Origin of the sequence: Neomegalonema perideroedes DSM 15528, assembly GCF_000374145.1 — a bacterium.
GTDB lineage: Bacteria > Pseudomonadota > Alphaproteobacteria > Rhodobacterales > Rhodobacteraceae > Neomegalonema > Neomegalonema perideroedes.
The window spans coordinates 1-19,947 of the sequence record NZ_KB893663.1 but is presented as its reverse complement, the minus strand read 5'-3'; the positions used below and the strand labels follow the sequence as shown (position 1 = coordinate 19,947).

Annotated in this window: 20 protein-coding genes; 7 read left to right on the top strand and 13 right to left on the bottom strand. The window is 66.9% G+C overall.

Features of this window, described 5'->3' with window-relative positions; genetic code table 11:
* Positions 1-181: 181 nt before the first annotated feature.
* Complete coding sequence (gene uvrA, locus B161_RS0113770) at positions 182-3,064, top strand: excinuclease ABC subunit UvrA (RefSeq protein WP_018634026.1); 2,883 nt, start codon at positions 182-184, stop codon at positions 3,062-3,064.
* A 200-nt stretch (positions 3,065-3,264) separates the two neighbouring features.
* Positions 3,265-3,933 carry a TetR/AcrR family transcriptional regulator gene (locus B161_RS19015; RefSeq protein WP_018634025.1) on the top strand — a complete coding sequence of 223 codons (669 nt, stop codon included), beginning with the start codon at positions 3,265-3,267 and terminating at the stop codon, positions 3,931-3,933.
* Between the two features lie 212 nt (positions 3,934-4,145).
* On the opposite strand, the gene B161_RS0113760 is transcribed toward B161_RS19015, so the two are convergent.
* From B161_RS0113760 to aztA, 6 genes are all read right to left on the bottom strand, one after another.
* Positions 4,146-5,132, bottom strand: coding sequence for a quinone oxidoreductase family protein (locus tag B161_RS0113760; protein WP_018634024.1), 987 nt, complete (start codon positions 5,130-5,132; stop codon positions 4,146-4,148).
* A complete protein-coding gene (locus B161_RS0113755; protein ID WP_018634023.1) occupies positions 5,125-5,541 on the bottom strand; it encodes a carboxymuconolactone decarboxylase family protein in 417 nt (138 codons plus the stop codon). Before B161_RS0113755 ends, B161_RS0113760 begins: the two co-directional genes overlap by 8 nt.
* 9 nt (positions 5,542-5,550) lie before the next feature.
* Positions 5,551-6,378 (bottom strand): cyclase family protein, encoded by an 828-nt coding sequence (locus B161_RS0113750; RefSeq protein ID WP_018634022.1) that lies wholly within the window; start codon positions 6,376-6,378, stop codon positions 5,551-5,553.
* Positions 6,379-6,461: 83 nt separating this feature from the next.
* The gene (locus B161_RS0113745) at positions 6,462-7,415 is read right to left on the bottom strand and encodes a metal ABC transporter solute-binding protein, Zn/Mn family (protein ID WP_018634021.1); all 954 of its coding nucleotides are present in this window, start codon (positions 7,413-7,415) and stop codon (positions 6,462-6,464) included.
* Positions 7,416-7,442: 27 nt separating this feature from the next.
* Positions 7,443-8,321: a zinc ABC transporter permease AztB gene (gene aztB, locus B161_RS0113740; protein ID WP_018634020.1), complete on the bottom strand. Its 879-nt coding sequence runs from the start codon at positions 8,319-8,321 to the stop codon at positions 7,443-7,445.
* On the bottom strand, positions 8,318-9,130 hold the full coding sequence (aztA, locus tag B161_RS0113735) for a zinc ABC transporter ATP-binding protein AztA (RefSeq protein ID WP_018634019.1): 813 nt from the start codon (positions 9,128-9,130) through the stop codon (positions 8,318-8,320). The genes aztB and aztA overlap by 4 nt, the downstream gene beginning before the upstream one ends.
* A gap of 103 nt (positions 9,131-9,233) precedes the next feature.
* On the opposite strand from aztA, the gene B161_RS0113730 reads away from it, so the two are divergent.
* Positions 9,234-9,707, top strand: a complete 474-nt coding sequence (locus tag B161_RS0113730; RefSeq protein ID WP_018634018.1) for a Fur family transcriptional regulator — start codon at positions 9,234-9,236, stop codon at positions 9,705-9,707.
* Here the strand turns inward: B161_RS0113730 and B161_RS0113725 are convergent.
* Together B161_RS0113725 and B161_RS0113720 are read right to left on the bottom strand one after the other, a co-directional pair.
* Positions 9,704-10,801, bottom strand: a complete 1,098-nt coding sequence (locus tag B161_RS0113725) for an alpha-hydroxy acid oxidase (RefSeq protein ID WP_018634017.1) — start codon at positions 10,799-10,801, stop codon at positions 9,704-9,706. The genes B161_RS0113730 and B161_RS0113725 overlap by 4 nt on opposite strands.
* Complete coding sequence (locus B161_RS0113720) at positions 10,798-11,481, bottom strand: Fe2+-dependent dioxygenase (protein WP_018634016.1); 684 nt, start codon at positions 11,479-11,481, stop codon at positions 10,798-10,800. The genes B161_RS0113725 and B161_RS0113720 overlap by 4 nt, the downstream gene beginning before the upstream one ends.
* A gap of 201 nt (positions 11,482-11,682) precedes the next feature.
* On the opposite strand from B161_RS0113720, the gene B161_RS19875 reads away from it, so the two are divergent.
* Entirely contained in the window at positions 11,683-11,973 is a 291-nt protein-coding gene (locus tag B161_RS19875) for an alkaline phosphatase family protein (protein ID WP_018634015.1), read from the top strand.
* 6 nt (positions 11,974-11,979) lie between these two features.
* Entirely contained in the window at positions 11,980-12,519 is a 540-nt protein-coding gene (locus tag B161_RS19870; RefSeq protein ID WP_205619263.1) for an alkaline phosphatase family protein, read from the top strand.
* On the opposite strand, the gene B161_RS19010 is transcribed toward B161_RS19870, so the two are convergent.
* The 4 genes from B161_RS19010 to B161_RS0113695 all read right to left on the bottom strand — a co-directional run bounded on the left by B161_RS19010 (position 12,503) and on the right by B161_RS0113695 (position 17,866).
* Positions 12,503-13,141 carry a GNAT family N-acetyltransferase gene (locus B161_RS19010; protein WP_018634013.1) on the bottom strand — a complete coding sequence of 213 codons (639 nt, stop codon included), beginning with the start codon at positions 13,139-13,141 and terminating at the stop codon, positions 12,503-12,505. The genes B161_RS19870 and B161_RS19010 overlap by 17 nt on opposite strands.
* 180 nt (positions 13,142-13,321) lie before the next feature.
* On the bottom strand, positions 13,322-14,413 hold the full coding sequence (locus tag B161_RS0113705) for an ABC transporter ATP-binding protein (RefSeq protein ID WP_018634012.1): 1,092 nt from the start codon (positions 14,411-14,413) through the stop codon (positions 13,322-13,324).
* Positions 14,410-16,668, bottom strand: coding sequence for an ABC transporter permease (locus B161_RS0113700; protein ID WP_018634011.1), 2,259 nt, complete (start codon positions 16,666-16,668; stop codon positions 14,410-14,412). The genes B161_RS0113705 and B161_RS0113700 overlap by 4 nt, the downstream gene beginning before the upstream one ends.
* Before the next feature lie 160 nt (positions 16,669-16,828).
* Positions 16,829-17,866, bottom strand: a complete 1,038-nt coding sequence (locus tag B161_RS0113695; protein WP_018634010.1) for an ABC transporter substrate-binding protein — start codon at positions 17,864-17,866, stop codon at positions 16,829-16,831.
* 205 nt (positions 17,867-18,071) lie between these two features.
* On the opposite strand from B161_RS0113695, the gene B161_RS0113690 reads away from it, so the two are divergent.
* Complete coding sequence (locus tag B161_RS0113690) at positions 18,072-18,965, top strand: 50S ribosomal protein L11 methyltransferase (protein ID WP_018634009.1); 894 nt, start codon at positions 18,072-18,074, stop codon at positions 18,963-18,965.
* Positions 18,962-19,414 (top strand): NUDIX hydrolase, encoded by a 453-nt coding sequence (locus B161_RS0113685; protein ID WP_018634008.1) that lies wholly within the window; start codon positions 18,962-18,964, stop codon positions 19,412-19,414. Before B161_RS0113690 ends, B161_RS0113685 begins: the two co-directional genes overlap by 4 nt.
* A gap of 98 nt (positions 19,415-19,512) precedes the next feature.
* Here B161_RS0113685 and B161_RS0113680 read toward each other — a convergent pair whose 3' ends face one another.
* The gene (locus B161_RS0113680; RefSeq protein WP_018634007.1) at positions 19,513-19,779 is read right to left on the bottom strand and encodes a hypothetical protein; all 267 of its coding nucleotides are present in this window, start codon (positions 19,777-19,779) and stop codon (positions 19,513-19,515) included.
* Between the last annotated feature and the right edge of the window lie 168 nt (positions 19,780-19,947).

Genomic DNA, 19,947 nt, shown 5'->3' with positions numbered 1-19,947 from the left:
GGGCGCGCGGTTTTCACGTTTTTCGTGCAAGATATGCATGAACTCTCCTTATGGCGAAGTTAGGGCGAAAGCGCGGCCTTCCGCCATCGGGAGAAGGATCAGGCGAGGAGGAGTCTACGTCTTCTCTTTTCGTTCTTGATAGGTTAATCCTTCCGCCTCATCCGAATCAGGGGGCGCCCAGATGTCCGTCATCTCCGAACGCAAGACCATCTCCGTCAGAGGCGCCCGGGAACATAATCTGAAAAACGTGGACGTGGACTTGCCGAGGGATCAACTCGTCGTGTTGACGGGGTTGTCGGGTTCGGGGAAATCCTCGCTCGCCTTCGACACGATTTACGCCGAAGGGCAGCGCCGCTACGTCGAATCGCTTTCGGCCTACGCCCGGCAATTCCTCGAAATGATGTCCAAGCCCGATGTGGACCACATCGACGGGCTGTCTCCGGCCATCTCCATCGAGCAGAAGACCACCAGCCGCAATCCGCGCTCGACGGTGGGCACCGTCACCGAGATTTACGATTATCTGCGTCTGCTCTTCGCGCGGGCGGGAATTCCCTATTCCCCCGCGACGGGCCTCCCCATCGAGGCCCAGCAGGTGAGCCAGATGGTCGACCGCGCTTTATCTCTGCCGGAGGGGACGCGGGTTTATCTGCTGGCTCCGGTGGTCCGCGAGCGCAAGGGCGAATATCGCAAAGAGATCGCCGAATGGCGCAAACAGGGCTTTCAGCGCCTGCGCGTCGACGGGGCCATCTACGACATCGAAGAGGCGCCCGCCCTCGATAAGAAATTCCGCCATGACATTGAGATTCTGGTGGATCGCCTCGTGATCCGGCCTGATCTGGAGCGCCGCCTCGCCGAGAGCTTCGAGACGGCCCTCCGCCTCGCCGATGGTCTGGCGATTCTGGAGACCGTCCCGGCGGAGGGCGAGGGCGAGCCCGAGAAGATCGTCTTCTCCGAGAAATTCGCCTGTCCGGTCTCGGGCTTCAGCATCCCCGAGATCGAGCCGCGGTTGTTCTCCTTCAACGCGCCCATGGGCGCCTGTCCGGCCTGCGACGGCTTGGGCGTGGAGCTGTTCTTCGATCCGCGTCTGGTGGTTCCGAATGCGGAGCTTTCCTTGATGGAGGGCGCCCTTGCGCCTTGGTCGCGGGCGGGCGAGCCCTCGTCCTTTTATCGCCAGACCATCGAAAGCGTGGCGAAGCATCTGAAGATCGATCCTCAGGCGCCATGGAAGGATCTGCCTGAGGAGGCCAAGGAGTTCATCCTCAACGGCTCCAAGGGAGAGGCGATCCTCTTTCGCTTCGAGGACGGCAAGAAAAACTATGAGGCCCGGCGGCCCTTCGAGGGCGTGCTCCCCAATCTGGAGCGGCGGTATAAAGAGACCGAATCCAATTGGTCCCGCGAGGATCTGGAGCGCTTTCAGGGCTCCAAGCCCTGCGCGGTCTGCCATGGGGCGCGGCTCAAGCCGGAGGCTCTGGCGGTGAAGATCGCCGGCGAGAATATCTCCCAAGTGGCGGCGCGCTCCATCCGCGAGGCCCAGCGCTGGATTGAGGAGGCCGCCGCCGGACTGGATCCCAAACGCGCGCAGATCGCCGAGAAGATCGTCAAGGAGATCCGCGAGCGCTTGGGCTTCCTCATCAACGTGGGGCTGGATTATCTGACGCTCGGGCGCGGTTCGGGCACCTTGTCGGGCGGCGAGAGCCAGCGGATTCGCCTCGCTTCGCAGATCGGCTCTGGCTTGACGGGCGTGCTCTACGTGCTGGACGAGCCCTCCATCGGGCTGCATCAGCGCGACAACGACCGCTTGCTGATCACGCTGCGCAATCTGCGCGATCAGGGCAATACGGTCATCGTCGTCGAGCATGACGAGGACGCCATCCGCAGCGCCGATTACGTCCTGGACATGGGGCCGGGCGCGGGCGTGCGGGGCGGCGAGGTGGTCGCCGCCGGGACGCCCGCCGAGATCGAGGCTTCGCCGCAATCGCTCACCGGACAATATCTCTCGGGCGCGCGGCGCATCGAGGTTCCGGAGACCCGCCGCAAGGGCTCCGGCGCGCGGCTGAAGGTGATCGGGGCTTCCGGCAACAACCTGAAAAACGTCGATCTTGAGATTCCCTTGGGCTGCTTCGTGGCGGTGACGGGGGTTTCAGGCGGCGGGAAATCCACCCTGATTCTGGAGACCCTGCATAAGGCCGCCGCCGCCGCTCTGAACGGCGCCCGCGCCGCGCCCGCGCCTCATGAGAAGATCGAGGGGCTGGAGCATCTCGACAAGGTCATCGACATCGACCAGGCTCCCATCGGCCGCACGCCGCGCAGCAATCCGGCGACCTACACCGGGGCTTTCGGCCCGATCCGCGATTGGTTCGCGGGTCTGCCGGAATCTCTGGCTCGGGGCTATAAGCCGGGGCGCTTCAGCTTCAACGTCAAGGGCGGGCGCTGCGAGGCTTGCCAAGGCGACGGCGTCATCAAGATCGAGATGCATTTCCTGCCCGACGTCTATGTGCAATGCGACGTCTGCAAGGGGAAGCGCTATAACCGCGAAACCCTTGAAGTGCTGTACAAAGGCAAGAGCGTCTCCGACGTGCTGGAGATGACCGTGGAGGACGGCGCGCAATTCTTCTCGGCGGTGCCGGTGATCCGCGACAAGCTGGAGACTCTGGAGCGCGTGGGCCTCGGCTACATCAAGATCGGCCAGCCCGCCACCACGCTCTCCGGCGGCGAGGCCCAGCGCGTGAAGCTCTCCAAGGAGCTCTCGCGCCGCGCCACGGGCCGCACGCTCTACATCCTCGACGAGCCCACCACGGGCCTGCATTTCGAGGACGTCCGCACCTTGCTCGGCGTGCTTCAGGAGCTGGTGGAGCAGGGCAACACCATCCTCGTCATCGAGCATAACCTCGACGTGGTGAAGACCGCCGACTGGGTGGTGGACCTCGGCCCCGAAGGCGGAGACGGCGGCGGCGAGATCGTCGCGGTCGGAACCCCGGAGCAGATCGTGAAGATTCCCGCCTCTCATACGGGGCGTTATCTCAAGCCGCTTCTGCAGCGGGGGAAGGCGCGGAAAGCCTCGTGAAGATCCGTCGCGCGACTGTCTCGATTAAAGCCATATCAACCAAGATGAACGGGGTATAAAGTCCTTATAGATAAAATTCGAGACAAACAGGCCGGCCGGAAATTCTGATTTTTACTATGTCATAGGAACTTGCGGACAATCTCAGCCCCAAGAGAGCGCGGCGTCCCCAGAGGTCGCCGCCGGGAATTTGGGGGACTGACATGCCGAGAAAGCCGCTGACCGAAGAGGAGAAGGCTCTTGTGCGTCGGAAGGCCTGCCGCGCCGCGCGCAAGCTTCTGCACGCCGAGGGCTCCGCGGGGCTGACCATCCGCGCCGTGGCCGCCGAGATCGGCATGAGCGCCATGAGCCTCTACACCTATTTCGAGAATAAGGCGGCTCTGCTCGATTACATGCGCGCCATGGCCGTCGGCGAATTGGCCGATATTCAGGAGACCATCGCCTCCGAAACGCCCGACGCGACGAAGCGTCTGGCGGCTCTGGGGCTGGCCTATCAGCAATACGCCGAGTCGCGCCCCGATGATTTCCGCCTCGCTTTCGGCGGCGGAGAAGGCGGCTTCGGCGCCGAGGCGCCCGAGGCTCTGCGCGAGCAGATCGCCCGCGCCATGGGGCCCTCCCGCGAGGCGGTGGCGGCTTTGGTGGCCTCCAAGAAGCTGAAAGGCGACGCCGCCGAGATCCATACGGCGGTTTGGTCCGCTTGGCACGGCTACGCCATGCTGGCCATGGCCGGATATTGGCCCGCCAAGGGCCGCCCCGACATCGAGGGTCTGGGTCTGCGCGGCGAGTTGACGATGACCAACGTCACGCCCAAAGAGAAGGAAGCGGGCTCCAAGGCCGCCCGTCGCCGCCCGGAGGCCAACGCCTCGCTGTGAGGCTGGCGCGAAACCTGCAAAGCCTGAAGCGTCTTCGCGCAGCCGGAGCGGCTTCGCGGGCCGCGCGCAGAACATGACATCAGCCGGATCCGCCGCGAAGGCGGATCCGCAAGGGATCGCCGCTCTCTCCTCCTCGGGGGAGCGGCGGACGCCGGGGGGCGTCAGCGCGGCGTCTTCGTCCGGAAGGGCGGAGGCGCCGCGCGCGTATGCGTTTAAGGCTTCAGCACGGTCGCGCCCACGGTGCGCCGCGCGGCGAGGTCGGTCTGAACCGCGCCGATCTCCTCCAGCGGCCGCACCGAGTCGATGCGCGCCGGAATCGCGCCAGAGCCCACCGCCTCGAACAGCGCCGCCGAGGCCTTGAGCAGCCAGTCCCGCGAAGAGGCGAAATGAAACAGCGTCGGGCGCGTCACCGAGCCGCCCGAAGGCGCCAGATGCGCGATGCGGAAATTATCGGGCGTGCCGGAGGATTGCCCGAAGCTCACCAGAGTTCCGAAGGGCTTCAGCGCCGCCGCCGAGCCGAGGATGGTGTCCTTGCCGACGCTGTCGTAGACCGCCGCCACGCCTGCGCCGCCGGTGATCTCCTTCACGCGGGCGACGAAATCCTCGCTGCGATAGTCGACGGCTTCGGCGTAGCCGAGGCCGCTCAACAGCGCGACCTTCTCCGGGCCGCCCGCCGTGCCTATGGCCTTGACGCCCTTCAGCTTCAGCCAAGGCCCGAGAATCTGCCCCACGCCGCCCGCCGCCGCATGGACGAGCACCGTCTCGCCCGCCTGAACCGGGTGGCTCTGGTGGATGAGATAATAGGCCGTCAGGCCCTTGAGCATGATCGCCGCCGCGACTTCGTCCGAAATGGAGGCGGGCAGGGGGACCAGCGCTGCGGCCGGGACCACGCGATGGCTCGCGAAGGCGCCGCGCGCCGTTCCGTAAGCGACGCGGTCGCCGGGTTTGAACTCGGTCACGCCCGGGCCGACGGCCTCGACCACGCCCGCGCCCTCCGAACCGAGGACATGGTTCGTCTGCTCGTTGGGCGGCCAAGGGTAAAGCCCGGTGCGCAGATAAATGTCGATGAAGTTCACCCCCACCGCCGTCTGACGCAAGGCGACTTCGCCGGGGCCGGGCTGAGGCGGCGTGATCTCCTCGCGCGCGAAGACTTCGGGACCGCCGGGATGGCGCGCGACGATGCGATAGGCCTCAGCCATGAGGGGGCTCCTGTGCGAGAAAGGCCGCGTCCACCGGGGGGCGGATCGCGTTGAGGATGTGATTCGTGCGCCCGGCGGTGGAGACGATGCGGATCAGCTCGGCGATTTCGGCCTCGCTGGCGCCTTTGGCGCGGGCCGCCGCCAGATGCGAATGCACGCAATATTCGCAGTTATTGGCGATGGAGACGGCGGCGTAAATCAATTCCTTGGTCTTCGGATCGAGCAGCGTCGGCGTCGCCATGACGCTTTTCACGTCGCGCCACATCTCCTCCAGAAGCTGCGGATCAAAGGCCAGATAGCGCCAGACGTTGTTGATGAAGTCATCGCCGCGCGTGGCGCGGATGTCGTCGAAGACGGCCTTCACGCGCGGATCGGATTCCGGATTCGCCGGGGGCGAGACGGTGGACATGAAGCCTCCTCAGATCAGAGCTATGGCGCGGGTGGGTCCGCCGGTGCCGCCCTGGAATTTCGGCGCCCCGACGACGATGGTCGCGCCCGAGGCCGGAAGCTCCGCGAGATTGGCCGCGCATTCGAGTCCCCAGCGTCCCGCGCCGAGCCAATCGCGATGAGTCGCGAAATCCGGCGAGAGGCCATGATCCAGCGAGAGGGTGTCCACCGCGATTCCGCCCGCCTCGGTCTCCTCGAGCAGATAGGCGACGGCCTCGGGATGGAAGCCGGGGAAGCGCATGCGGCCTTCCGCGTCGAGATTTTTGAAGGTTCCCTCCGCCACGCGGGAATCCCAGCCTGAGAGCAGCGCCACGCAGGCGCCCGCCGGAAGCTCGCCATATTCGGCGATCCAAGCCTTCACGTCGTCGGGCGTGACTTGCGCATCCGGATCCTCGGCGGCGCGGGCGCGCAGATCCAGCACCGCGAGAGGCGCCACAAGGCGCTCCACCGGGATCTCGGCGACCGAGATTCCATCGGCGGAGAAATGCAGAGGCGCGTCCAGATGCGTGCCCACATGCTCGTTCACGCGGATGATGTGGAGGTTATAGCCGTCCTTCGCGAGGTCGAATTTCTTCTCCAGCGCGAATTGCGGGCCTTCGTCGAAGGCGGGGAAATCGGGAAAAAGCGTATGGGTGAGGTCGACCACCCGCCCTGTCGCCGCAGGCTGGGCGCGGGCGGGCGCCGGGATTCCGGCCGCGAAAGCCGCGCCTCCGAGTCCGAAGCCCGCGGCGGCCTTGAGCAGGCGGCGGCGGTCGAGCAATTGACGCTGAACGGAGTCCATCACGCAGGCGTGGCACATGGCGCAGAGCCTCCCCAAAATTAAGCTTCGGGGCGATCCTGCGCCGGAAATCGAAGGCTGTCAGCCGTGAAAAGCGCAAAAGCTTATTTCAGGGCCTTGAGCAAAGTCTCCGCGTTGGCGCGCATCATGGAGAGGTAGTCCGGCGCCGCGCCCTGAGGCCCGGACAAGGCGTCGGAGTAAAGCCGCCCGCCGACCTTCAGGCCGGTTTCGGCGGCCACCCGCTCCACGAGCCGGGGATCTGAGATGTTTTCGACGAAGATGGCGGCGGCCTTCTCCGCGCGGGCCTGACGGATCAGCGCCGCGATCTGCGCCGCGGAGGGCGCCGCCTCGGCGGAGCGTCCCTGCGCCGCGAGGAAGGTCAGGCCATAGGCTTGGCCGAAATAGGCGAAGGCGTCATGCGAGACGATCACCCGGCGGCGGGCCTCCGGCAGAGCGGCGAATTCGGCGCGCAATTCGGCGTCCAGAGCCGCGAGTTTTTCGTCATAGGCGGCGGCGCGGGCCTCGTAGCCGGGGCAGCCCTCGGGATCGGCGGCGCAGAGCCCCTTGCGGATGTTCTCCACGTAAATTCGAGCGTCGGCGACGGATTGCCAAGCATGCGGATCCAGCGGGCCATGATCGTGATGGTCGTGGGCGTGGTCCTCCGCGTGGCTTTCGTGATCATGGTCGTGGTCATGATCATGGTCCTCTTCGGCCTCGACGACCTCCACGCCCTCCGAGGCGACGACCACCGGCGCCTTGGTTTCGCTCGCCGCCACCAGACGGTCCAGAAAGCCCTCGAAGCCCAGACCATTGACGAAAACCACGTCGGCCCGCGCCAGAGCCGCCGCGTCGGCGGGGCGGGGCTCGTAATTATGGGCGTCGCCGTCCGGCCCCACCAGAGCCTGAACGCCCACGCGCTCGCCGCCGACCTGCTTCACGAAATCGGCGAGGATGGAGAAGCTCGCCACGGCCTTGACCTCCTGAGCGGCCAGAGGCGCGGCGAATAGAGATGTTATAACGTAAAAGCCGCAGGCGAGAGTCAGACGCATGGGAGGCATGGGGGAATCCTCGAAAAAGGGGAGAGATCAGGCCGAGCGATGGCTGCGGGCGCGCAGATGCGTGGAGATCAGGCCGCGCGGCCCCGCGATCAGTGAGAGAAGGTAAACCGCTCCGGCCGAGAGCACGATGGCCGGGCCGGAAGGCCATTCCAGATGATAGGAGAGCAAAAGCCCCGCATAGGAGGAGACCATGCCGATCCCCACCGCCAGAGCGGCCATGGGAAAGAGCCTTGAGGCCCAGAATCTCGCGGCGGCGGCGGGCAGCATCATCAGCCCGACCGACAGCAGCGTCCCGAGGGCCTGAAATCCGCCGACCATGTTCAGCACCGCCAGCCCGAGAAAGATGAAATGGGCCGGCGCTCCGATCTTCGAGACCGAGCGCAGAAACAAGGGGTCGAGGGAATCCGCCGCCAGCGCCCGCCAGAAGACCGCCAGCGCGATCAGCGTCGTCGCGCAAATCCCGGAGATCAGCCGCAGGGCCTCGTCGTTCAGCGCCAGAACCGCGCCGAAGAGCACGTTGCTCAAGTCCACGCTCGATCCGCGCAGCGAGATCAGGCAGACGCCTAAAGCCAGCGAAATCAGATAAAAGGCCGCCATGGAGGCGTCTTCCTTCTGGATCGTCAGCCGCGAGACCGCGCCCGCGCCCAGAGCCACCAGAGCCCCCGCGATCAGGCCGCCGACGGTCATCGGCAGGATCTCCAGCCCATAGAGCAGGAAGCCCGCCGCCGCGCCGGGCAAAATGGCGTGCGCCATGGCGTCGCCCGCCAGACTCATGCCGCGCAGCATGAGGAAGACCCCCACTGGACAGGCGCTCAGCGCCAGCAGCAGGGAGCCGAGCAAAGCCCGCCGCATGAAGGCGAATTCGGCGAAAGGCTGGATCAGAATCTCATGGAGCAGAGCGATCACGCCGCCCCCCGATGGTCATGGTCATGCGCGTGGTCGTGGTCGCGGCCATGGGCGGCCTCCGCGTCGAAATCCGGGGCGCACCAAGGCGCGGCGTCGTCCCAAGCCTCGGAGAAGCGGCGGGCCTTGAGCAGATTCTCCGCCCGCAGGACCTCGCGCGTCGGACCCCAAGCCACCGGGCGCCGCGCCATGAGCAGAGCCTCCGGGAATTGCGCCCGGACCAGCTCCAGATCATGGATCACCGCCATGACCGTGCGGCCTTCGTCGCGCCAGCGGAGGATCTGGCCCATCAAATCCGAGATGGTCCGCGAATCCACGGCGTTGAAAGGCTCGTCGAGGAGGATCAGATCCGCCTCTTGAAGGATCGTCCGGGCGAAGAGCGCGCGCTGCAATTGTCCGCCCGAAAGCGTGTCGAGGGCGCGGCGCTCGAAGCCCGCCAGCCCCACCGCCCGCAGAGCCTCCGAAAGAGCGGCTTCGTCCTCAGGGCGCCGGCGCCCCAGCAATCCGCGCTTCGGCCAGAGCCCGAGTCCCACCAGATCGCGCAATTGCGCCGGAAAGGTCGGATCGATCTCGGAGCGCTGCGGCAGATAGGCGATCTTGAGCCCCGGCGCGCGGGCCACGCGCCCCGAGATCGGCTTGAGCAGCCCGACGATCCCTTTAAGCAAAGTGGATTTTCCCGAGCCGTTGGCCCCCACCACGGCGGTCAGGGAGCCCTTGCGCAGATCGCCCGAAAGATGATGGACGGCCGGATGGCTCTTGTAGCCGAGCGTCAAATCCTTGAAGCTGAGGCAGGTCGGGGCGGTCTGGATCATATGAGGCGCTCGGCTGGATCGGCTTGAAGGAGTTTGATATGTTATTACATATGAAGCCGCAAGCCCGAAATCCGCTTTTCGGATGAGATCAGGAGGATCAGTCTTGGCCGCTCACGCCCGCGCCCATGCCCATGGGGCCCCCGATCTGACGAAAAATCAGGCTCTGGTGCTGGGCGCTCTGGAGAAGGCGGAGGCGCCGCTCAGCGCCTATGCGCTGCTGGATCAGCTGCGCGCCGAGGGCCTGCGCGCGCCTTTGCAGATTTATCGGGCTTTGGAGAAGCTGACGGCGCTCGGGCTGGCGCATCGTCTGGAGAGCCTCAACGCCTTTGTGGCCTGCGCCCATCGCGGCGGCCATGGCGGCCACGCCTGCCCCCATGACGGGGCGCATCGGCTGATGGCCTTCGCGATCTGCGAATCCTGCGGCGGAGTCGAGGAGTTTTGCGAGGCGGCGGTGGAGCAAGGCTTGAAGACTTGGGCCTCAAGCCATGGCTTCCGCCCCGCCAAGACGGTGCTGGAGCTGCGCGGACTCTGCGCGCGCTGCCCGGCCCGGCCCGAGGCCGAAACGACCGGAGCTTAAGCCCGCGGCGGCCAGAGGACTCCGGCGTCGATCTCCGCGAGGCTGCGGCGCCCGGTGAGCGTCATGGCGGTCTCCAATTCGGCGCGCAGGATGGTCAGCAGATGCGCGACGCCCGAGGCTCCGCCCACCGCCAGCGCATGGAGCAGGGGCCGTCCGACCATCACCGCCGTGGCCCCCAGAGCCAGAGCCTTGAGCGCGTCGGTTCCGCGCCTTATCCCGCCGTCGAGCAGGATCGGGACCGCGCCTTTCACCTCCGCCGCCACATAAGGCAGAGCCTCAAGGCTGGCCGGGGCGGTGTCGAGAACCCGCCCGCCATGATTCGAGACCACGAGCCCGTCCGCGCCCGCCTCCAGAGCGCGCCGCGCGTCGGCGGGATGGAGGATCCCCTTCACCAGCAGCGGCAGGCCGATCCGGGATTTCAGCGCCTCGACGTCGCGCCAGGTCGGGGCGGCGTCGAGCATCCCTTTGAAGACCGGACTTTCCCCCGGTCCCGCCCGCGAAGGCGTATGCAGGGGGCCGATGAGATTGGCCGAAGCGGCTTCTGGCGGGAGACGGAAACCCGCCCGGGCCTCTTCATTGCGCAATCCATTGACGGGGGCGTCGACAGTCAGCAGGACGCCGCGAAATCCCGCCTCCGCCGCGCGTCGCGCCAGATCCAGAGAAGCCAGCCGATCCGGCTGGAGATACAATTGAAGCCAGAGATCCGCCCCCGGCGCCGCTTTAGCGATCTCGGCGAAGCTGCGGCTGGCCTGACAGCTCACGACCATGGCCGCGCCCGCCGCCGTCGCCCCGAGCGCCATGGCCGCCTCGCCTTCGGGATGGAGAAGCCTCTGATGCGCCATAGGCGCGACGAGGACAGGATGCGGCAGGCTGCGCCCGAAGAGATCGCACCATGTGTTCGCGCCCGCCATCTCGGCGAGGACGCGCGGCGCGAGGGCTTGAGCCTCGAAAGCCTCGCGGTTCCAGCGGCGGGTGATTCCGTCGGCGCCCGCGCCTTCGAGCCAGGCCCAGATCTCGGGCGAAAGCCGCGCTTGGGCGTGGCGGCGGTAATCCTCCGCCGAAACCGCGTCCGGAGGAATGAGGAAGCCGCTCACACCTCGGCCCATTGGCGCAGGAGGTTGTGATAATGCGAGGTCAGTCCGCTGACGGCGGGGTCTTGATCCGGCATATGGCTGCGCACCCGCATGATCGCCCGGTCGAGATCGTAAAGCATATGTCGGCGCCAATCGTCGCGGATCATGGATTGGGTCCAGAAGAAGGAGGCCCAGCGGGCGCCTCGCGTCACGGGGGTGACGGAATGCAGGCTCGTGGCCGGATAGACCACCAGATGTCCCGCCGGAAGCTTCACCCGATGCTCGCCGTAGGTGTCGTGCACGACCAATTCGCCGCCGTCGTAATCTTCGGGATCGCTGAGGAAGAGCGTCGAGGAGACGTCCGTGCGCAGGCGCTGGCCGGTGCCGGGCAAGGCGCGGATCGAGCCGTCGACATGGGCGCCGAAGGCCATGCCTTCGTCATAGCGGTTGAACATGGGCGGCAGAATCCGCGCGGGCAAAGCCGCCGTGGTGAATTCGGGACTGCGCGCCAGAGCCCGCAAGACGATCTGCCCCAATTCCTGACCTATGGGGGAATCCAGCGGCACTTGCAGATTCTTCTTCACCCCCGCCGCCTGATCTCCCGCCGTGGCGCGCCCGTCGACCCAAGGCGTGGATTCGAGCGTCTGGCGGATGTAGGCGGTCTCCTCGCGCGTGAGCAGATCGGGAATGGCGACGAGCATGGGCGGAGTCTCCTGAGCAGGGGCGGCGGTCTGCGCCGAATCTCAGGCGAGTCGCGCGGGCCCCGTTCCTCCTAGCCGAAAGGCGGGCGCGGGAAAACTCCGATTCTTTCACTCGGATATTTGCGGGCGCGCGCCTCGGCGCTCCGGATTGCCCCGCCCGCAGGCTTCGGAGAAGATGGCCGCGCGAAGAGGGAGGCGCCCATGGCTAAAGCGATTCTCGTGGTGCTGGACGGGCTGCGCTATGACGCGGCGCGGCGCTGTCTCGGCTGGCTTGAGGGGATGGTCGCGGCGGGCGAGGCGCAGGTCCATGAATTGCGCTGCGCGCTTCCGGCCCTGTCGCGGCCGCTCTACGAGACCCTCGCGACGGGGCTGCCGCCTGTGGTCCATGGGACGACCTGCAACGAGGTCGTGAGGCTTTCGCCGCATCCGAACATCTTCGCGGCGGCGCGGGCGGCGGGATTGGTCACGGCGGCGGCGGCTTATAGCTGGTAGTTCGAGCTGTTCAACCGCGCGCCCTTCACGCCGGAGGATCGGCGGATCGAGGATCATCCGGGCGGGATCCGGCATGGCGTCTTCTACTGGGACGACGCTTATCCCGATTCCCATCTCTTCGCCGATGCGGAGGATCTGATCCGCCGCCATGAGCCGGATCTGCTGCTGCTCCATCCGATGAACGTGGACGACGAAGGCCATCGCTCGGGAGGCGTTTCGCGAGCCTATGACCGCAAGGCGCGGAGGCAGGGGGATTTGCTGGCGCGCTGGGCGCCGCGCTGGCGGGCGGCGGGCTATGCGCTTCTCGTGACGGCGGATCACGGCATGAGCGATTTAGGCGAGCATTCCGGCCCGGAGGCGGCGGAGACCCGCGTTCCGCTCTATACGCTGGGGCCTGTCGGGGGGCCCGCGGGCGAGGCGCTTTTCCTGCCCGACCCTCATGGCTCGCCGACTCAGCTTCAGATCGCCGGGCTGCTCGCCGAGATCCTCGGCTTGCGGGATCACGGCTTTGCGGCGCCTCAGGGGATTCTCACGCCCCGCGCTTGAAGCGCCCCGATCCCGGCGTCTGCTGAGACCAGGCCTTCCAGAAGCGGCCTCCGGCCTCGCGCCACCAGGCGGCGTTGCGGGCGCCGCGCCAGGCGAGCATCCCCGTCTCCTCTTCGGCGGCCTCCAGAAAGAGCGAATAGGCGCTGAAAGGATCCGGCGTGATCTCGCCCTCCATCTCGCCGCCGTCGGATTCGAAGTGGAAGCCGAATTTCCGCCCGAGCTTGAGCATCGGCTGATTCTCGCGGGAGGTCAGCACGATGAAGCGCGTGGCGCCGTGGTTGCGGGCGTAGAGGATGGCGCGCTCCATCAGGGCGGAGCCCACGCCGCGCCTCTGGGCCTGAGGCTCCACGGCGAAGGCGCATTCCGCCGTCGATCCGCCCTGAGGCAGGGAGATCTCGGCGGCGCCGCGCAGGATTCCTTCGTCGAACCAGCCGAAGACGCGTCTGTCAGGGTCTTTAGCCACGCGCGAGGCGTGCGCGCGCAGGGCTTCGGATTTGACCTCGCCGTGAAAACGGCGGCGCCGGGCGTCCGGAGGCAGGCGCTCCAGATGCTCTGCGTAGAGCCGCCCCTCCCAGGGGCGCAGGCGACGCACCGCTCCGGAGAGCGCATGATGGGCCAGCATGGTCCTCGATCCCGTAATGTTGCATTGCGGGATATAAGCGCTTTGGGCGCAAAACCCAAGCCTTCGACTAAAGACGGATCGACCTTTCCGGCGAATCGTGTCTCAGAGACGCCAGAGTTTCGAATCAGTTGAGCCCGCGCGCGACGGATCGCCTCGCGCGTCGTCTTTCGCCTCTCCGGCTCAGCCGGGGATGAGCGCCACCCCGCGCGGCCGCAGATCCACCGCCACGGCCTCGCCGGGCGCGAGGGGCGAATCCGTTTGGGAATCCACGGCGAAGAGCCGTCCGGCCGAGGTGGCCACCTCATACTCCACATGATCGCCGAGATAGGCGGCGCTCTCGATTCGGCCCGGAAAGGCGGCGTGTTCAGGCGCCGAGGGGCTGAGGGCTATGGCGTTGGGGCGAATGGCCAATTGCGCGGCGCCGGGTTTGAGTCCGGCGGGCGCGGGCAGGCGGCGGACGAGTCCCTCGATCCGCATCTGGGCGGTTCCGCCCGCGATCTCCTCCACCGCGCAGGGCACGACGTTGGCCTCGCCCATGAAATCGGCGATGAAGGCTGAGGCGGGGGATTCGTAAAGCTCGCGGGGCGTTCCCTGCTGAGCGATCCGGCCCTCCTTCATCACGATGATTTGATCCGAAACCGCGAGGGCCTCGTCCTGATCATGGGTGACGTAGACGGCGGTGAAGCCGAGCCTTTGCTGAATCTCGCGAATCTCCGTACGCACCCGTCGCCGCAGCCGCGCGTCGAGATTCGAGAGGGGTTCGTCGAGCAGCAGCACCTGCGGCTCCAGCACCAGAGCCCGCGCCACCGCCACGCGCTGCTGCTGTCCGCCGGAGAGCTCGGCCGGAAGCCGCGCGCCCATGCCCCCGAGCCCCACCAGCTTCAAGCCTTCTTCGGCCCGTTCGCGCGCCTCTTTGGCCTTGATCCCCGAGGAGCGCAGCCCATAGGCCACGTTCTCCAGAGAGGTCATATGCGGAAACAGCGCATAGGACTGAAACACCATGGAGACGTCGCGGGCGTTGGCGGGCAGGGCGGTGACGTCCTTGCCGCCGATGCGGATGCGTCCCTTCGTCGGATGCTCCAGCCCCGCGAGCATGCGCAAAGTGGTGGTCTTGCCGCAGCCCGAAGGCCCGAGCAGCGTGACCAGCGTTCCCGGCGCGATCTCCAGAGAGAGGCCGGGAATGGCGGTGAAGGCGCCGAAGCTTTTCGTCACCTCCTCGAAGCTCACCGAGCCGCGTTTGTCGTCGCGCTTCTCCTGAGGGACGGCGTTCATGCCGCGGCTCCTTTTCCATCGGCGGAGGTCGCCGCGACGCGGTTTTCGCGCCGCAGACGCCGCTCGCCCACCAAAAGCTGAAATCCGGAGATGATGGCCGCCATCACCACGATGAGCGCCGAGGAATAGGCGATGGCCACGCCATATTCGCCGTTCTCGACCAGCCCGACGATATAGGCGGTGGCCATGTTGTATTGCGCGCTGACGAGGAAGATCACCGCGCTGATCGAAGTGATCGCCCGCACGAAGGCGTAGACCAGCGCCGCCGTGATCGCCGGGCGCAGCAGCGGCAGAGCCACCCGCCGCAGAGTCCGGGCGCTGTCGGCGCGCAGAGTCAGCGAAGCTTCGTCGAGGCTCTTGTCGATCTGGCTCATGGCCGCCACGCCGCCGCGCACGCCCACCGGCATGTTGCGGAAGACGAAGCACATGACCAGGATCAGCGCCGAGCCGGTCATCTCCAGCGGCGGCATGTTGAAGGCCATGACGTAGCTCACGCCGATGACCGTGCCGGGAATGGCGAAGCTCATCATCAGGGCGAATTCGAAGAGGCCCCGCCCGACGAAGTTCTGACGCACGATCAGCCAGGCGGTGAGCATGCCCACGGCGGCGGTCAGAGGCGCGGCGATCAGCGCGATCTTCATGGTGGTCCAGAAGCTGTTCCAGGCCACGCCGGTCCAGAGAATCCCCTGATCGCCCCAGGAGACTCCGAAAGCCCGCAGATAGTGGCCGAAGGTCAGGCTATGGTCGAGGCCCCAGGTCTTCACGAAGCCGCCCGCGAAGATCATCGCGTAGACGGTCACGGTGAAGAGCAGCCAGGGAATCGTCACGGCGTAGACCAGCCGCCGCACGCCCTCGGGCAAGGCGGCGTGCTGGCCGGGATCGCCTTTGCCCGAGACGGTGGCGAAGTTCTTTTTCCCCAGCCAAAGCCTTTGCGCCATGAAGGCGGTCAGCGTGAAGCCGAGCAGGATGATCGCCAGAACCGCCGCTCTTGAGGGATCCGTCGAGGCGCCGACCACCGCGAAGAAGATCTCCGTGGAGAGCACCCCATGGCTGCCGCCCAGCACCAGAGGATTGCCGAAATCGGCCATGCTCTCGATGAAGCTGATGAGGAAGGCGTTCGCCAGACCCGGCTTCATCAGGGGCAGGGAGACTTGGGCGAAGGTGCGCCAGCGGTCGGCGCGGAGGGTCTGCGAAGCCTCCTCCATGGAGGGGCTGACGCCCTCCACCACCCCGATGAGGATCAGAAAGGCCACCGGCGTGAAGGACAGCACCTGCGCGATCCAGACGCCCGTCAGACCATAGAGCCAGCGCCCCGGCTCCACCCCGAAAAGGCTGGAGAGCCCCTGCGTGATCACGCCGGAGCGCCCGAAGAGCAGCACCAGCGCCAGACCCACCACGAAAGGCGGCGTGATGATCGGCAGGATGGTCAGCAGGCGCAGGCCCTTTTTAAAGGGAAAGCGCGTGCGGGTCGCGAGCAGGGCGAAGCAGAGGCCGAGGGTCGTGGCGCCGGTCGCGGTCATCAGCGCCAGCCAGAGCGTGCGCCAGGCCACGCCGCAGCGCGTCTCGCCGATCACGCAGCCGAGGCTCCAGATCGAGGAGGAGGCCATATTGCGCGTGAAGCCCGCCGTGGTGAAGGAGCCGTCGAAATCCTGAAAGGCGCCGACCAGCATCCGCGTCACGGGGTAGAAGACGAAGATCGCCACCAGAGCCGCCAGAAAGGCGATGGAGGAGATCACGAAGGCGTCGCCGCGCAGCACGCCGCGATCCGCCAGTCCGAAGGAGAAGATCAGCAGAAAGGCCGCGCCCGCCGTCACGGCGCCCGCGCCCATGGCGGGCTGTCCCTGAGACAGCTCGCCGAAGAGCCCGTCCAGCCAGAGCCAGCTCCAGCCCATGAAGCCGATGAGGAAGCCTTGGATGGTCAGCAGCGCCAGCCCGAGGGCTCCGAGCCTGACCCAAGCCCGCCCGCGCGCGTCGGGATCCTTGAGCGCGAAGCGCGCCCAAGCCGCCGCCGCCAGAGCCAGCAAAGGCGCCAGCAGCCAGATTCGCCCGTGCAGCAGAATCTGGAGCAGGCCGGGCGCCGTGTCGGGATCGGAGGGAAAGCCCGCAAGCCAGCGAAAGCCGAAGAAGCCGCCCTCGATCCGATGCCAGGGCAGGATCAGAAAAGCGAGCAGCCCAAGGAGCAAGGCGGCGTCGAGGCGTCGGGGCGGCGGAGGATTCGCGGAAGCGGCGAAGCCCGAAGCGGGGGCGAGGGTCATGGCAGGGCCTCCTCGGAGAGGAAGGGCCGCGACGGCTCAAGAGGCGGGCGCGAGAGACCGCGCCGAAGCCTTGCGGCGAAAGAAGGGGGCGGCGGAACGGAGAAACAGCTGCCGGAGCCTCCGCGCAGGGCGGGGGCTCCGGGGCCGGAGGCGCGGCCGCTTATTGGGCGCTGGCGCCGATCTCCTTGTCCCAGCGCTCCAGAAGGGCGCGGCGGGTCTCGGTGGCGCCGTATTTCTCGAAGTCGTAGTCGATCAGCTTGATCGCGTCGAAATCGGGGGCCTCGGGCGGGGGCTCGGCCAGCTTGTTCGAGGGGAGCTGAAAGGATTTCGCCTCCTTCAGCCGCGACTGCACGTCGGGGCGCAGAGCCCAGTCGTACCAGAGCTTCGCGTTCTCCAGATTGCGCGCCCCCCGCACGATGGACATCGAGCCCACTTCATAGCCCGTGCCCTCGCAGGGCGCGACGGCCTCGATGGGGAATCCCTCGGCGGCCACGGCCACGGCGTCATGCATGAAGACCACGCCGACCATGGTTTCGCCGCGTCCCGCCGACTTCACCGGCGCCGAGCCGGATTTGGTGTATTGCGAGACGTTGTCGTTCAGCGCCTTCTGATAGGCGAAGGCTTCGTCCTCGCCCATGATCTGCACGAGCGAGGCGAGGGCGGTGTAGGCGGTGCCCGAAGAATTCGGATTGGCGATCTGAATCTCGCCCTTGAAGCCCGGCTTGAGCAGATCCGCCCAGCAGAGCGGCGGCTCCAGACCCTTGGCGGCGAGGAGGTCGCGGTTATAGCCCCAGCCGAGGGCGCCGGCGTAGACGCCGACCGTCTTGCCGCCCGAGGCCTCATACTGGCGGATCGCCCAATCGCGCAATTCGCTCTGGCGGGGCGATTCATATTGCTGGGTCAGATTATCGGCGGCGGCCTGCAAATGGGGGTCGCCGGTGCCGCCCCACCAGACGTCGGTGCGCGGATTGCGGGCTTCGGCGCGCAGTTTGGCGTAGGTCTCGCCCGAGGAGAGCCGGACCATGTTCACCGAGACCCCGGTCTCCTGCTCGAAGGCGTTCTCCAGCAATTCGCAGACGACCACGTCCGCCGAGCAGATGAGGTTGAGGTTCCCCGCGGCCTGCGCCGAGGAAGAGGCCGCGACGAGCGCCGTCGCGCCAAGAAGGCCGCAAAACGCGGTCCGGATTCCGAACACCATAAGTTCCTCCCAAAACCCGACGTTCGCGCGCCGAGCCTTTTATGACGATTTGATGAAGGCTCCGCGAAGCAGGGCCGGGCTGTCAACAAAATTCACAGAAGTCGGAACAGACGCCGGATAAGGCTTTGTCCGCGCGCGGCCTCTTGCGCCGGGGAGGGGGCGGCGCCACAAGGGCGGCCTCGCGCCGCCTCTGGAGAAGCTCGCCATGCTCAAGCCCGTCCCGACCAACCACGTCGCCTTCACGACCCTGACGGGGAACGCCGCCGCGGAATCTCTGGCTCTGGCGCTGGAGGAGCTGGATCCCGCGCCGGAGGGCGTCGGCACCTTCGAGGTCGACGAGGCCAAGGAGTTCTGGGAGCTTTCGGTCTACTTCACCTCGGCGCCGGACGGGGTGGCTCTGGATCTTCTGGCGGCGGCCTATGGGGCGCGGCCTTTCGTGGTCTCGCGCATGGACGACCGCGATTGGGTCGCGCAGGTGCGCCGCGAATTGACTCCGGTGGAGGCGGGCCGCTTCTTCCTCTACGGCGCCCATGACGCCGATCAAGTTCCGCGCAACGCCTATGGCCTGCTCATCGAGGCGGCCATGGCCTTCGGCACCGGGCATCACGACACGACGCGCGGCTGCCTTCTGGCGATGAGCCGTCTGGCGAAGCGGGGCTTCACGCCGCGCAACGTGGTGGACGTCGGCGCGGGCACGGGGGTTCTGGCCATGGGCGCGACGAAGCTCTGGCGCAAGCGCGCCCTCGCCACCGACATCGACCCCATCGCCGCCCGCACCGCCCGCGAAAACGCCGTCGCCAACGGGCTTCAGCCTTGGATCTTCACCGGGGCGGCCATCGGATTCAGCCATCCTCAGGCGCGCAAGCGGCGGCCTTTCGATCTGGCTCTGGCGAATATTCTGGCCAATCCGCTGAAGAAGCTCGCCCCTGAGATGCGGGCGCATATCGCGCCGGGCGGGCGGGCGATTCTGTCGGGCATCCTCAACCGTCAGGCCGACGGCGTGGAGGCGGTGTATAAGCGCCACGGCTTCCGCCGCGACTTCAAGCTGGTCCTCGGCGACTGGACGACGCTGACCCTGCGGCGCGGCGCGGATCTGTGAAGCCCGGACGAGAGAAGAAGCGCGTCCTCCGCATCGCCGTCGCCCTGATCGAGGGCGAGGACGGTCGGCTTCTGCTGGTCCGCAAAAGGGGAAGCGCGATCTTCATGCAGGCGGGCGGGAAGATCGAGCCGGGCGAGACGCCGCGCGCGGCTCTGATCCGCGAATTGGCGGAGGAATTGGCTCTGGAGATCCCGCCCGAAGCGCCGGAGTTCATGGGCCGCTTCGAGGCGCCCGCCGCCAATGAGCCGGGCTTCACGCTGGAGGCGGAGTCTTTTCGTCTGAAGCTCGGCGCGGTCGAGGTCCGGCCCTGCGCCGAGATCGAGGAGGCGCTTTGGCTTGAGGATTCGGCTCAGGCGGGGGTTCCGCTGGCGCCTTTGCTGGAGCTCCGCATCCTGCCGCTTTTGCGCCGCGAAAGGGCGGAGGCGGCCGCGCGGCCTCCGGCTCCTTAGAGCGTTTTCCGACCAAATTGGGCCGTTCAAACTCTCTAATTCGTTATTCTGTCGCGCTTTCGCGACGCGAAATCTGGTCGGTTTCGCTGGAAAGCGCTCTAGGCCGCCTGAACGCGCCTTTGCGCCAGCTCCGCCATGCGGCGCGAGAAGAAGCGCGGAGCTTCGGGCTCTTGCGGCGGACGCGGCGCGAGGCGCGCCATGGGCGCCACCGCCGGCGAAGCCGCCGCCGCCCGCGCGAAGCCCGCCAGAGCCGCCACGCCGATCTTGCGGCTGAGGTCTCCGCCCGTGGCGGCCAGAGCCTGAGCCTCGGCCATGCGCGCGGCCCAATCGACGGGAAGAAGCAGAGGGGAGCGTTGCGAAGCCATCAGAAGCCTCCTGCGGAAGGGCCGCGAAAGCGGCGCGAAACCGGACCCGGAGCGCGATCCGAAAAGTTTGAAAGACTTTTCGGCGGATCGCGCGACCAACTCGAAACCTGCGGCGCGATCCGAAAAGTTTGAACGACTTTTCGGCGGATCGCGCGACCAACTCGAAAC

What these genes read in the sequence shown, in the direction of transcription:
- aztA (WP_018634019.1), bottom strand. Translation starts at nt 9,130, where the DNA reads ATGATCCAGACCGCCCCGACCTGCCTCAGCTTCAAGGATTTGACGCTC.
- B161_RS0113720 (WP_018634016.1), bottom strand. Translation starts at nt 11,481, where the DNA reads ATGCTCGTCGCCATTCCCGATCTGCTCACGCGCGAGGAGACCGCCTAC.
- B161_RS0113755 (WP_018634023.1), bottom strand. Translation starts at nt 5,541, where the DNA reads ATGTCCACCGTCTCGCCCCCGGCGAATCCGGAATCCGATCCGCGCGTG.
- uvrA (WP_018634026.1), top strand. Translation starts at nt 182, where the DNA reads ATGTCCGTCATCTCCGAACGCAAGACCATCTCCGTCAGAGGCGCCCGG.
- B161_RS0113695 (WP_018634010.1), bottom strand. Translation starts at nt 17,866, where the DNA reads ATGGTGTTCGGAATCCGGACCGCGTTTTGCGGCCTTCTTGGCGCGACG.
- B161_RS19015 (WP_018634025.1), top strand. Translation starts at nt 3,265, where the DNA reads ATGCCGAGAAAGCCGCTGACCGAAGAGGAGAAGGCTCTTGTGCGTCGG.
- B161_RS0113680 (WP_018634007.1), bottom strand. Translation starts at nt 19,779, where the DNA reads ATGGCTTCGCAACGCTCCCCTCTGCTTCTTCCCGTCGATTGGGCCGCG.
- B161_RS0113745 (WP_018634021.1), bottom strand. Translation starts at nt 7,415, where the DNA reads ATGCCTCCCATGCGTCTGACTCTCGCCTGCGGCTTTTACGTTATAACA.
- B161_RS0113750 (WP_018634022.1), bottom strand. Translation starts at nt 6,378, where the DNA reads ATGTGCCACGCCTGCGTGATGGACTCCGTTCAGCGTCAATTGCTCGAC.
- B161_RS0113690 (WP_018634009.1), top strand. Translation starts at nt 18,072, where the DNA reads ATGCTCAAGCCCGTCCCGACCAACCACGTCGCCTTCACGACCCTGACG.
- B161_RS0113705 (WP_018634012.1), bottom strand. Translation starts at nt 14,413, where the DNA reads ATGAACGCCGTCCCTCAGGAGAAGCGCGACGACAAACGCGGCTCGGTG.
- B161_RS19010 (WP_018634013.1), bottom strand. Translation starts at nt 13,141, where the DNA reads ATGCTGGCCCATCATGCGCTCTCCGGAGCGGTGCGTCGCCTGCGCCCC.
- B161_RS0113700 (WP_018634011.1), bottom strand. Translation starts at nt 16,668, where the DNA reads ATGACCCTCGCCCCCGCTTCGGGCTTCGCCGCTTCCGCGAATCCTCCG.
- B161_RS19875 (WP_018634015.1), top strand. Translation starts at nt 11,683, where the DNA reads ATGGCTAAAGCGATTCTCGTGGTGCTGGACGGGCTGCGCTATGACGCG.
- B161_RS0113760 (WP_018634024.1), bottom strand. Translation starts at nt 5,132, where the DNA reads ATGGCTGAGGCCTATCGCATCGTCGCGCGCCATCCCGGCGGTCCCGAA.